This window comes from Desulfitibacter sp. BRH_c19, from assembly GCA_001515945.1.
Taxonomy (GTDB): domain Bacteria; phylum Bacillota; class DSM-16504; order Desulfitibacterales; family Desulfitibacteraceae; genus Desulfitibacter.
Map to the genome: position 1 here is coordinate 321,860 of LOER01000026.1, position 12,961 is coordinate 334,820.

Consider the following 12,961-nt stretch of genomic DNA (forward strand, 5'->3'; position numbering starts at 1 on the left):
CCTTTTTCTGTGAACAATTCCACAATTGTACCTTCTTTATATTTTCCTGAATCTACTCTCCTCCTCTTTAGTCCTTTATCTGAATTCTCTCTCCCGCATTTCAATTCTAAGTAATTCCATAATAGCCAAAAACCTTCATGCCATTCTTTGTTCTTTTTGCATCAAATTCCTCAGATAGATTAAGAGAAAACTAACCAAGAGGGAGGCCCTTTTGATGCAAGATTACATTCGTCAAAAAGTTTTGGATATTTCCAAATATACAAAATAATATTATCAAGGAATGTTTCAATGCATTTTTATAATGTACACATATACTACTACATGAAAGTATGAATTTTGTGCTAAATATTATTAATATTTATGTGATGTATTGACTTTTTATTGGATAAATGGTTATACTATTTATAAAAACGTGATAAAACAGCGCAAAATATGTATAATTATGTGATAATTTGGAGGTAACGCTATGGAAAGATTGATTTTGCGGGATTTACTGCAGTGGAAAAAATCTAAGCACCGTAAGCCCCTCATTTTAAAAGGCGTTCGTCAGGTAGGCAAGACATGGGTGCTCAAGGAATTTGGTAGACGTTATTATAAAAATGTTGCCTATTTTAACTTTGATGAACACCCGGAATATAAGCAGTTTTTTGAAAAGACAAAGGATATTGAGCGTATTTTACAAAACTTGATGATGGCAAGCAGTCAAACAGTTAAGCCGGATAAGCCGGAGGACACGCTCATTGTTTTCGATGAGATACAGGAATGTCCTAATGCTCTGAATACTCTCAAATATTTCTGCGAAAACAAACCGGAATATCATGTAGCCTGCGCAGGTTCGCTTTTAGGCATTGCGCTGGCGAAGCCTGCCTCTTTCCCCGTTGGCAAGGTAGATTTTTTGGAAATTAGACCGATGACCTTTACCGAATTTTTAATGGCTAATGGTGATGACAATCTTGTTGCTTACATGAACAGCTTAGGTAGCCTTGAAGCCATTCCACAGGCTTTTTTCAATCCGCTTTATGAAAAGATAAAGATGTATTTTGTCACAGGTGGAATGCCGGAATCCGTTCGGTCCTGGACACAAGACCGTGATGTTGAGCTAATGCAGCAGGTGCTTTCCAATATATTAGGGGCGTACGAACGGGATTTTGCCAAACATCCGGAACCTAAGGAGTTTCCCAAGATTTCACTCATATGGAAATCAACTCCGTCCCAGCTTGCGAGAGAGAATAAAAAATTTATCTATAAAGTAGTAAAGGAAGGCGCTCGGGCCAGAGAATATGAGGATGCTCTACAATGGCTTTGTGATGCGAACCTGACTTATAAAATTTACCGCAGTAGTGCACCGGGACTGCCAATTTCGGCCTATGACGAGCTGACTGCCTTCAAGCTTTATCTGGTGGACGTGGGACTTCTGCGCCGTTTGTCCCTTTTGGCACCCTCTGCCTTCAGCGAAGGCAATCGTCTGTTTGTGGAATTTAAAGGGTCACTTAGCGAGAATTATGTACTGCAAGCACTAAGAAACCAGTTTGAGGCCATACCGCGTTATTGGACGATGGATAATCCCCGTTATGAAGTGGATTTTCTAATACAGCGGGAAAATGATATTCTGCCCATTGAGGTAAAATCGGAGAGCAATGTGGAAAGCAAGAGTCTTAAGAAGTTTAAAGAGAAGTACGGTGATAAGGTCAAGCTTCGTGTCCGTTTTTCGCTGAACAACCTGCGCCTGGATGATGATCTGCTGAATATTCCATTATTTATGGCTGATCATGCAGATAAACTGATCGGGATGTCTTTGAAACAATTGGAGATTTAGCTTTTCGTTTGTCTTATTTTGAACGAAAGTGCGTAATTGGATATTTGAAACAAGCCTCCTGCGGATAATGGGGGTTGTTTTATGTCTTTGAAGTTTGTCTCCCGCACTTCAATTCTAAGTAATTCCATAATAGCCAAAAACTTTCATACCACTCTTTGTTCTTTTTGCATCAAATTCCTCATATAGATTAAGAGAAAACTAACCAAGAGGGAGGCCCTTTTGATGCAAGATTACATTCGTCAAAGAGTTTTGGATATTTCCAAATATATAATAAAGGAGGGCACAACTGTCCGCACTACTGCAAATATTTTTAGAGTAAGTAAAAGTACAGTTCATAAGGACGTTACAGAGAGATTACCTAGAATTAATGAAGAATTATCATTAGAGGTAAAAAAAGTATTACAAAATAACAAAGCTGAAAGGCATATTAGAGGCGGAGAAGCCACTAGAAAAAAATATAAGCAAAATAATGTATCCTAGCCATTTTTTTAAAGGGTTTTGTTTTTTTTTGGAGAATTGTGGTCATATTAGTGAATTAAGTATAATTCTCTTAAAGGACAAGCTTTAGGCAGAAAGGAGATAAATATGTTTGGCTGGGGTACTGATATAGGCGTAGATTTAGGCACTGCTACTGTTTTAGTTTTTGTAAAGGGACAGGGAATTGTTTTAAATGAACCTTCAGTTGTGGCAATTGACAAAAAAACGGGACAGATATTTGCCGTTGGAGAAGCTGCACGAAAGATGCTTGGGAGAACACCCGGTAACATTGTAGCAATTAGACCCTTAAAAGAAGGAGTCATTGCTGATTATGATTCAACAGAAAGAATGCTAAGGTATTTCATTCAAAAGGCATGTGGCAAAAGATTTTTCTTCAAACCAAGGGTAATGGTTTGTATCCCATCAGGAGTGACTGGGGTGGAAGAAAGGGCAGTTAGAGAGGCAGCAATGCAGGCTGGTGCAAGGCAGGCATATCTAATAGAAGAACCTATGGCTGCTGCTTTAGGTGCAGGACTAGATATATCCGATGCTAATGGCACTATGGTTGTAGACATTGGTGGTGGCACCACAGATGTTGCTGTACTATCTCTAGGTGGTATAGTTTGTTCTAAGTCACTACGAGTAGGTGGCGACAAGTTTGACGAGGCCATAGTTCGTTATATACGTAGAGAGTTTAACCTTATGATAGGTGAAAGAAGTGCAGAAGAGCTTAAAATACAAATTGGTACTGCCTATTCCAAAAGCCCAAGATACGAAACATCAATGGACGTAAGAGGAAGAGATTTAGTGACAGGACTTCCAAAAACATTATCCATTACAGGTAAGCAAATGCACCAGGCAATTTTAGAACCTGTAGAAAGTATAGTTGCAGGCGTTAAAGAAGTACTTGAAAAAACCCCTCCCGAACTTTCTTCAGATATTATAAATAAAGGTGTCGTAATGACCGGTGGTGGCGCTATGCTTCATGGTTTAGATGAACTTCTAGTTGAAGAAACGGGACTTCCCATCCACCTTGCAGATGACCCCATTACTTGCGTAGCCTTAGGTACAGGTAAAGCCTTACAGATGCTAGATGTATTAAAGGATACCGGAATGGTATCAAAAGGATTGGTCTAGTCTAGTAAAATATCAGAAAAGACTAAGTCAGTTATCGGTCATGATAACTGGCTTTTTTAGATGTATTTATCTCTTCGAAATATCCCATACTAACTACTAACAGTCTATTACCAAGGAGAATTATATGAGAAAATTTTTCTTTATACTTGCCATTTTTCTAATTGTTCCCGCGCTTTTACCTACGACGTCCGGCACGTTGTACAACAGGGGACATTCCTTCCTTACAGAATCGCATTGGTTTCAGAAGGTGTTTCCCTATAACTCTGACAGAAATGACGTGATAGATGAAGAAAAGTCTATTTTACCTGAATATAGTTTGCCCGAAAATCAGGAAGAAAGTAAATTACAAGAATATGATATAAAAATTGAAGTAGACGTAATTGAAGACAGCGCTTCGCCAGAAGCTCAAGAAAAAGAGCCTAAGCAAAAATTTCCTGTCCAATTTAAGCCACCTGCTGATCCAATAAAACAGAAACCGCTTCCCAAAAGAAACAAGGAAACAGATAACCTAAATATCTTATTTATAGGTGCTGACAAGGACAAGTTATTAATGACAGCAATATACAGCATAGATTATAAGGATAAAAAGGAGAACCTTAAATCTGGGAGTGTTTTTTTCCACAACAATACATATATAGAATACAATGGACAACGCTATACCCTTCAAGGACTTTATAAGCAGCATTCAGAAAAGGACTATGGATATATGCTGGTGGATATATTAGAGGAGTTACTTGAAATAGAAATTGCTTACCATGTACATATGGATAAAGCAGTTCTAAAAGAGGCAAATAAAATCCTTGATCCTATAATAGTTGATGACCAAAGAATTAACCTGGAAGACATCTTTGAAATGCCTGCAACTGATCAGGACCAGGCGGTATTAGGTCAACTAATGGAGCAGTTCACCAGACCAACAACCTATTTTTACAAGCTTCCTGCCCTGGTTATTAAATCATCTCGATATATAGATACAGATTTTCCTTTGACACCAGAAAACCTCTTACTCCATTTTAGAATAGCTAGGGGAGTGAATATGGATGATATAGAAAAAATAATTCTTGATAAAAATATCTCCGAAGATATTTTAAAAGATGTAATCTATAAAATCACCACCCAATAAGAAAGCCCCAGTTCACGCTAAAAATGAACTGAGGCTTATTTGTTGTGTAGATTTAAAAGCTCTTATTCTGAATTCTGTATTCTGACTCCTGAATTCTATCTTTCCTTAAAGTGCCGCTCTTTTTGGTGAGTGATTATTTGAATAGTTAAGCTCTTCTTCTAAATCCATAATCTCAACTAGAATTCTCACCTTATCAGTACTTTTGGCATAATGGTAATCCTTCAAAAGATTATTTCTTTTAGACTCGAGATAATTTGGCCTTTTTGTCATCCTTGTCACTTCCTTTCATCAGTAGAGTTGAATTTTTTAAATATATTTAAAAACTAATTAAATATATTGAATATTCTCTGTCGACTTTCTGAACTAAGTATAGCACTTAACTTTGTGAAAATAAATACTTTAACAAGATAATGCCTTAAGAATACTAGTTTGACAAGAATTTTACCACTAAAAATTCAATTCGCGTTTCGTATAATATATTGCAGGTACACAGTAGAATCGTGTCGAATTATTATAAACAGAATTCTGAAGGTTTTTTGCTTCACAGAAAGCAGGTGTTTACTCTGTATAAAAAGCCCTTTATCGTAATATCTCTTTCCATATACATAGTAATAGTATTGTTAGTTTCTTTTATTGGAAACGCAGTAGGCTCATCAAACCCTGAGCCTGGTAGCCAAGATGATCCCCTTGTAACTAAGTCCTATGTAGATAGATATATAAGTGAAAGGATAACTCCCCTTGAAAATACAGTATATAATATGTCTATTGCGGTTGCTCGGCTGGAGAAAACAGTTTTTGAATTAAAAAAAGGACTTAAGCAGCCAATTAAACTTACAATAAATAATAAAACAGCATCCGTAGGTGAGCAGTCCCACTCATTGGATACTGCACCTTTTACAGTAGATGGAAGAACAATGGTACCTTTCAGATTTATAGGAGAAGCTTTAGGTGCTGCAGTAGATTGGGAACCTTCTACCAAGACTGTTTCCTATGTTCTAGGTGATACAAAAATAGAGTTCCCCATCAGTTCCACAACAATAACCATTAATGGAAAAGCAAATAATGTAGATGTCCCAGCCACGCTTGCTAATGGAAGAACTTTTGTTCCAGTAAGAATGGTGAGTGAGCAGTTAGGTGCCTCAGTAGATTGGAATCCTAATACCAAACAAGTAACTATTATCCCCTAGAACTGGTATGTAAATTGGAATATAAACTATGATATAATATATCGTGAACAATTTAGGAACATTTTACGTCTAATATAAAGAATGCAAAAAACTACTGGAGGTTAACCCAAATGCGTAAGGGTATTATTATATTTATAATTTTTATGCTGTTTGGTCTGTTGTTCTACTGGTATGACAGTACACAAAAAATAGATATTGGTAATGATGAAGAACCTGAAATAGAAGAGGATGTAGAAATTGATCCTATGAATGTACTTATTCTAGGACTTGACGTTGAAAAAGGTTCCAGGGGTAGGACGGATTCCATAATGCTTATGAGCTTTAGGCCCGACAGGGAGGAAGTATACCTCATGTCAATACCTAGAGATACCAGGTTAAAGATCAAGGGAGGCTATGACAAAGTAAATGCTGCCTATGTTTATGGTGGAGCAGAACTAACAAGACAAACTATAGAAGACTTTATGGATATAGAGATTGATCATCATATAGTATTCAACTTTGAGGCTTTTGAAACACTTATTGATTTAGTTGGGGGCATTGAAGTAGATGTTCCTGTGAGCATGAATGTTCCTAGTGAAGGTATTAATTTACAACCAGGAGTTCAGAAATTAGATGGGAAAGATGCCTTAGGTTATGCACGTTTTCGCGGTACTAGTGAAGGGGATATCGGAAGGGCAAAGAGACAGCAGGAAATTATTAAGCTTTTATCTGATGAACTGCTTAAGCCTAAGATGGTTCTAAAAGTGCCTCAGATCATCCAGACAATGACAGAGTATGTTGAGCATGATTTTTCAACAACTGAGCTGATGAAGTTTGGTGCTGTTGCAGCTAAGGCAAAAAGCAAGCCCATAGAAACTCTTGTACTACCAGGAACAAACCAAAAGTTAGATGGCATATGGTATTATCTTGCCGACGAAAACAAACTGCCAGAAGTGGCAAAGGAATTCCAGTAAATAAATTACTACAATACAGAAACAGAATACAGAAAACAGAAGCCATGGGGACGGTTCAAGCGTCACCGAACGAAGAGAAGGTCCGTCAGGGAAGACGATGGAACTGTCCCCGTGGCTGTTTTTAATCTAGGGTTTAAAAAGTTTATTCTGACTTCCGATATTTGAGGTGACGACTTTGGTGAAACGCAAAAAAAGGGGTTTATTAGACAAAATAAAAAGCTTCTTCTGGCAAGACATAGACGAAGACGGCAATCCAATTCGATATGAGAATGAGGAAGAAGACATTAAGATATATCCCTCGGACCTAGCCTACGAGGATGAGTATCTAGATAATCATACAAATGTAGCAAGTCGTAAGAACAAGCTGGCCGTTGCAGCTGTTCTTGTTTTTGCTGTCTTTGTTTTTTCATTTAGTGGATATCTCTTTGCCAACCACTTATTCGAAGGGGGTATTGCCCAGGGAGATGATGGGAAACCTCTAGATATAGGTGGGCTGTTTACTCCTAAGGACAAAGAGGATAATATAGAAAAGATATTACTTATTGGTACTGATGAAAGACCAGGAGAAGCATCTAGGGCTGATACAGTAATACTTGCAATTTTAAATACTACAAATCATGAGCTGAAGCTTTTATCAATCCCCAGGGATACTCGTGTAGCAATACCGGGTCGTGGAACTGATAAGATTAACCATGCTCAAGCCTTTGGAGGGGCAAGGCTCCTAACGGAGACAGTTACTGGATTCCTTGATGTAGAGGTGGATAAATACCTCCAGCTTAACTTTAACAGCTTTAGAGAAGTAGTGGATATCCTAGATGGCATAGAATATACCGTTGAAAGCAAAATGTATTATCCAGAAGAAAGCATAGATTTAAAAGCAGGTGCTCAAAAGCTAAATGGTGATAAAGCACTTCAGTATGTCCGCTACCGTAGTGATGGCAGGGGAGATGTTGGTCGTGTTGAACGTCAACAGAAGTTCATAACGGAGTTTATAAACCAAAAGCTTAAACTAAAAAATGCACTTAAAATTCCAGAATTAGTAGGGGAAATAAATAGCAGTATAAAGACCAATTTAAGTATTGCAGAAATGGTTTCCATTGGTATGGCTATTAAAGAGCTGGAAAGTGAAAAAGTAACCAGCCAAATGATCCCAGGAGAACCGAAATATATAGGTGGAGTTAGTTACTGGATACCCTCGACCCAAAAACTGGATGAGATATTTATTAAGGAGCCGGAAGACAGCACCCAGAATACAGAAGAATAAAAGACTTGCTCTTAAAGCTCTTATTCTGAATGCTGACTCCTGTATTCTGCTCTTAAGTAAGCTCTTATTCTGACTCCTGACTCCTTTTTTATAAAAGGTTTTGCTTTTAAGGTTTATTCTGACTCCTGTATTCTATATTCTACTAAGAAGGTGCTGAAATAAATGAAGGTAGATATTCTAGGTTGTCTTGTGGATAGGATAGACATGGATGGAGCTCTTAAAAAGATAGAAGAATTCATCCAATCTGGAAAACCACATCACATAATCACGTTAAATGCTGAAATAATACATAAAGCACAAAGTGACCCCAGATTAAAAGAAATTATTAAAGAGGCAGATCTAGTTACACCAGATGGCTCAGGAGTAGTTTGGGCTTCTAATTACCTTAATGCACCAGTACCAGAAAGGGTAACAGGGATAGACCTAACCCTAAAGCTGGCAGAAATAGCAGCAAAAAAGGGATGGACCTTTTATTTTTATGGAGGTGCCCCCACAGTTGCTGAAACTGCTGCGGAAAACCTGCAAAAAAGGTATAATGGTCTAAAAATAGTGGGTACATGTCATGGGTATATATCTGAAACTGATAAAGAAAAACTTCTCAAGGATATAAAAGAAAAGAAACCAGACATTCTCCTAGTAGCCCTGGGAGCACCCAGACAAGAGTTTTGGATTAAAGACCACCAAAAAGAACTACAAGTTCCCGTATCTATAGGAATAGGGGGAAGTCTTGATGTAATATCAGGCAAAGCTAAAAGAGCACCCATCTTCTTCCAAAAAGCAGGATTAGAGTGGCTCTATCGCCTCATAAAAGAACCCCACAGGATAGGCAGAATGACATCCCTACCCAAATTCTCCATCCAAGTGAGGCTAAAAGGCAAAAAGCACTAGTCAGAAGCCAGAAGTCATAGGGACGGTTCAAGCGTCACCGTAGCAAAGCGAAGGTCCGTCAGGGGAGACCAAGGAACTGTCCCTGTGGTTGATCTAAGACTTCAGAAGTTTTTACTGACTCCTGTATTCTTTTTTAATAATAAGCAGGAATTATTTGTATGTTTGTCTAATACAATAAGTTGGAAGATTTTTCTTAGTTTTCTTCTGAATTCTGTATTCTGAATTACTTAAAAAAACATGAAAAAACTTTGAAGTTTTTTGAAGGGATAACCGACCCAACCTGCGTATTAAATAGTGTAGGACAAAATACATAACTTAGGTTTTAAAAAGATTGTGTTTTGACCCAAACGACGATAGTTAACAGAATAAGGTTTGTAGAATTTCAGGTTCTCCTGAATTCTGACTCCTGACTTCTGCTCTACTATATACCCTTTAGGTTAATATGCTGAATGCGAGAATAATTAATATTGAGGGGAGTGATGTTTCACATAAGAAACATTCAAATGTACTTATCTTTTCAATAACCGTCTTGTTGCAATAGTGGAAAAACCGGAGCAAGAGAAAACGTTCTTTGAAAACACAAAAGGGGGAAATAAAAAGATATGAAGAGATCATTAATTGTTGTTTTAACAATCGCTGTCCTTCTATTCGCTTTTGCTGGCCTTGCAGTTGCTGCTGATTCTGCTGAAGAATCTGCTGATAGACTGTTTGACCTAGGATTTATTGAAGGATATACCGATGGTAGTTTTGGATTAGAAAATAATATTACACGTGCAGAATTTGCAAAAATTGCAGTTATCTCATCAGGTTTTGAAGATGCTGCTGATTTACTTGTAAATTCACCATCACAGTTTTCAGACGTTAAAAGTGGTGTTTGGTACTCAGGTTGGATTAATGTAGCAGCTTCCCAAGGTTTTGTTAAGGGTGACCCAGCTGGAACATTTAGACCAAACGATCAAATTAGAGCTTCTGAAGTTGTAACTGTTCTTTTAAGAGTTCTTGGTTACAATGACAATCTTCCAGGTGCATGGCCAACTAATTACCTAGTTAAGGCTGCAGGTCTTGGAATTACTAGTGGGATTGCTTTTGATGCTAGTGGAGCTATTGAGCGTGGCAAAGTATTCCAAATGCTAAGCAAGACTTTAGATGAAGATGTTGTTGAGTATGACCATGAATATGCTCTTGGTTTCCGCTCCAAAAATGTTTCCTTATTAGAAGATGCTTTAGATTTAGTAAAAGTTAACGCTTATGTAACAGATATTCCAAGAACAAGCAATTTAGATGACGATGAAATTGAAATTGGTGGAACTACTTATGACCTAAAAGTAGCTGTTGACTATGAGAAGTTCTTTGGTACTAAAGTTACAGCTTATGTAAACGATGATGATGAAGTTCTAAGCATTAAATTACATGGTGACAACACTATCGTTTATGATGCATTAGAAGACATTGATGAAGACGAGTTAACAGCTGTTGCTGCTGACAAAGACTATGACTTTGCAGATGAAGATGACGTTGTTGCTATTTGGATTAATGGCGAAGAAGAAGATGTAGATGAATTAGATGGCAACGTATATGACTATGCAAAAGTTGTATTAAACAAAGACAACGATGTAGTTTTTGTTGACGCTTATCAGTGGGATAATTTCTTAGTAGTCGAAGAACTTGATGGTTATGATGTAATCGGCTATGACGAGGAACTTGATGCAGAAGATTACACAATCGTAAAAGATGGTATGACTATTACTCTAGATGAGTTAGAAGAAGGCGACATTTTATTCTATAATGAAGATGCTGAATATGCAGAAGTATTCAATATGACTGTTGAAGGTGAAATGGAAGAAGTATTCGAAAGTAATTTCGAAGTTGCTGGTGAGTCATTTGAATATGACACAACTTATGATGGAAAAGCAGTTCAATACTTCAATGAAGATGGCGACATCGATGATTTTGATAAAGATGCAGCAGAAGAAATGCAAGAAGCAGAAGAAGATGTTGTAGTATTCATTGATAGAAATGGCGATGCAGTATTTGTAGCCGGTGAACTTGGTGAAGTTTCCAAGACTACCATTGGTGCTGTATTGTATGAAGATATGGTAGGTTATAAGGATAGTAGAAACAAAGTTTATGCAGAACTAAAGGTCGTAAATGAAAATGGAACAGTTGTAACATATGATTTTAATTTAAATGACCTTGAAGCTATTGAAGTAGATGGTGACGAGGAATGGAATGATGATGCTGCTGATTTAACATTAGTAGGTAGTGCTTATCCATATACTGCCATAGATGCTGATGCTTATGGTAATCTCAATTTACCAACTATGGGTGACGTTATTGAAATTACCCTTGATGACAATGGTGATATAGTAGAATTAGGTTTCTTTGTTAGTGATGTAGATAATACTTTTGCAAAGACTTATGAATCAGGAGATACTTACATCGAAGGTAAAAGAATGAGCAGTAGTGTTCCTGTATTTATTGTAGATACAGCAGTCATAAATGGTTGGGGTACTTGGACTGATAGTGACTGGGATGATGAAGACGTTGAAGTTATTACCTATGGTGAATTAGAAGAGGACGTTGATCTTAAATCTGGTGCTATTACCCATGATGGTTCCAAAGTGTTATATCTAGTCTTAACAGATTCAGATATGCAAAAAACAACTACAGAGCTAGCTATTCTTACTCAAGTAAGAAGAAATAGCGATGGAGAATTAACCAGAATTAAAGCTTTAGTGGGCGATGATGAAATAACATATTACATTGACGACCCTAAGACAGATAGTCAAGACTTTAAAGCTGGAGAAGCAGTAGTACTTGAAATAATTGACTCCAATGGTAATGTAAAAGCTATAGAAGATGTAGTTGGTTCAGGTTATGAAGGTCCATCCTTTACTGTAACTAGTAGCTTTAAAGATGAAGTAGTTGCTAGAGATCGTGAAGTTAAAGATTGGAAACTTGTTGCCGACGGATACATCTATGATGTATCAGATACTACTGATATTGAATTAATGACATTCTCTGAACTAAGAAGTGCAGAAGTTGGAACAACTGTTCAAGTTGTTTATGATGCAGAAGACACAGAAAAATATGTCAGATATTTCATAGTTGATCCAGCATCAACTAGCGGTGGCTCTGGTAGTGTAACAGGTGCAGAGGTTACTGGTCTAAGTGGTACTGTATTAGTAGTGAAAGAAGATGGTGTAACAACATCCTTAGATATGAGTGCCGATGTAGTTGTTACTGGCGGAACATTATCTACAGGAGATATTATTGATTATCAATTAGGTCAGTCTTCAAATGAAGTAATTTATATCGAGATTAAAGCAGATAATTAATAGTAAATAGTATAGTTTAAGCGATAGGGTAATCTCCTATCGCTTTTTTTTTGAAAAATATGGGGACAGGTACCTTGCTTCAATAACTTTTGTCGAAAATTGACCAATAGAGATAATGAAAAGATAAAGAAATAGACCTGACAAGAAGGACCTCAGCGGAGAAATCTAAATCCAAAGGGGTTCTTTTTTGCGAAACCAAGGGGACAGGTACGTTGATTTGAAAAAGCCATAGTAGAAGTATCTCATAAAAATATTTCCCTTTCAGTAAACAGATTTTATTATTTAATCTGTCTACCTTAAGGAGAGCATATAACGGAGCAATCTATATGGACAGTTTTTTCTTTTGGTGAATGTTCCTTGTGACCATATAATCAAACACAATTGTCTGTTTGCCAATCATTTATTCTTTATTTGTTTTAGAATCTGAGTATAATTTCTAGCACCATGAAGAATGCGGTAGATGTAAACCTTATCATCTATATAACGGTAAAAGGCAATGTAAGGGTCAATTATGACCATACGAAAATTATGATATTTTAGTGACTTGGTTGTTAACTTGACACCAGAGTTTGGAAAATGTTCAAGGTGGTGTAATGAAAACATAATTCTATTGAGCATATTCTCTGCAGCTGAAAGGTCATCCAATAAAATATAGTCAAAGATTTCATCAAGATCCTCATAAGCTGCAGGAAGGAGCTCAACGTGAAATTTTTTCATTTATTTTTCTCCGAATTCTATTTTCAGCTTCATCAAGAGTAACAGTAGGTGCTCCAGCGAG

The 12,961-nt window shown here is 37.1% G+C and carries 10 protein-coding genes; 9 read left to right on the forward strand and 1 reads right to left on the reverse strand.

The features are described from left to right. Positions 1-466 precede the first annotated feature (466 nt). The 9 genes from APF76_17670 to APF76_17710 all read left to right on the forward strand — a co-directional run bounded on the left by APF76_17670 (position 467) and on the right by APF76_17710 (position 12,183). Entirely contained in the window at positions 467-1,816 is a 1,350-nt protein-coding gene (locus APF76_17670) for an ATPase (protein ID KUO51307.1), read from the forward strand. A 222-nt stretch (positions 1,817-2,038) separates the two neighbouring features. Next, positions 2,039-2,296 carry a stage III sporulation protein D gene (locus APF76_17675; protein KUO51308.1) on the forward strand — a complete coding sequence of 86 codons (258 nt, stop codon included), beginning with the start codon at positions 2,039-2,041 and terminating at the stop codon, positions 2,294-2,296. Between the two features lie 105 nt (positions 2,297-2,401). Next, positions 2,402-3,430 (forward strand): rod-share determining protein MreBH, encoded by a 1,029-nt coding sequence (locus APF76_17680; GenBank protein KUO51309.1) that lies wholly within the window; start codon positions 2,402-2,404, stop codon positions 3,428-3,430. A 124-nt stretch (positions 3,431-3,554) separates the two neighbouring features. After that, positions 3,555-4,553: a hypothetical protein gene (locus APF76_17685; GenBank protein KUO51310.1), complete on the forward strand. Its 999-nt coding sequence runs from the start codon at positions 3,555-3,557 to the stop codon at positions 4,551-4,553. A gap of 878 nt (positions 4,554-5,431) precedes the next feature. Then, complete coding sequence (locus APF76_17690) at positions 5,432-5,740, forward strand: hypothetical protein (GenBank protein ID KUO51337.1); 309 nt, start codon at positions 5,432-5,434, stop codon at positions 5,738-5,740. A gap of 110 nt (positions 5,741-5,850) precedes the next feature. Further along, positions 5,851-6,693 (forward strand): hypothetical protein, encoded by an 843-nt coding sequence (locus tag APF76_17695; protein ID KUO51311.1) that lies wholly within the window; start codon positions 5,851-5,853, stop codon positions 6,691-6,693. Positions 6,694-6,871: 178 nt separating this feature from the next. Beyond that, positions 6,872-7,957, forward strand: coding sequence for a hypothetical protein (locus APF76_17700; protein ID KUO51312.1), 1,086 nt, complete (start codon positions 6,872-6,874; stop codon positions 7,955-7,957). 162 nt (positions 7,958-8,119) lie between these two features. Next, positions 8,120-8,845 carry an N-acetylmannosaminyltransferase gene (locus APF76_17705; protein ID KUO51313.1) on the forward strand — a complete coding sequence of 242 codons (726 nt, stop codon included), beginning with the start codon at positions 8,120-8,122 and terminating at the stop codon, positions 8,843-8,845. A 602-nt stretch (positions 8,846-9,447) separates the two neighbouring features. Then, entirely contained in the window at positions 9,448-12,183 is a 2,736-nt protein-coding gene (locus APF76_17710) for a hypothetical protein (protein ID KUO51314.1), read from the forward strand. A 396-nt stretch (positions 12,184-12,579) separates the two neighbouring features. On the opposite strand, the gene APF76_17715 is transcribed toward APF76_17710, so the two are convergent. Continuing rightward, complete coding sequence (locus APF76_17715; protein KUO51315.1) at positions 12,580-12,900, reverse strand: hypothetical protein; 321 nt, start codon at positions 12,898-12,900, stop codon at positions 12,580-12,582. Positions 12,901-12,961 lie beyond the last annotated feature (61 nt).

Bases quoted from the DNA above. Each gene is read 5' to 3' on its own strand.
- APF76_17675 (KUO51308.1), top strand. From the start codon at position 2,039: ATGCAAGATTACATTCGTCAAAGAGTTTTGGATATTTCCAAATATATA.
- APF76_17695 (KUO51311.1), top strand. From the start codon at position 5,851: ATGCGTAAGGGTATTATTATATTTATAATTTTTATGCTGTTTGGTCTG.
- APF76_17705 (KUO51313.1), top strand. From the start codon at position 8,120: ATGAAGGTAGATATTCTAGGTTGTCTTGTGGATAGGATAGACATGGAT.
- APF76_17685 (KUO51310.1), top strand. From the start codon at position 3,555: ATGAGAAAATTTTTCTTTATACTTGCCATTTTTCTAATTGTTCCCGCG.
- APF76_17670 (KUO51307.1), top strand. From the start codon at position 467: ATGGAAAGATTGATTTTGCGGGATTTACTGCAGTGGAAAAAATCTAAG.
- APF76_17715 (KUO51315.1), bottom strand. From the start codon at position 12,900: ATGAAAAAATTTCACGTTGAGCTCCTTCCTGCAGCTTATGAGGATCTT.
- APF76_17680 (KUO51309.1), top strand. From the start codon at position 2,402: ATGTTTGGCTGGGGTACTGATATAGGCGTAGATTTAGGCACTGCTACT.
- APF76_17710 (KUO51314.1), top strand. From the start codon at position 9,448: ATGAAGAGATCATTAATTGTTGTTTTAACAATCGCTGTCCTTCTATTC.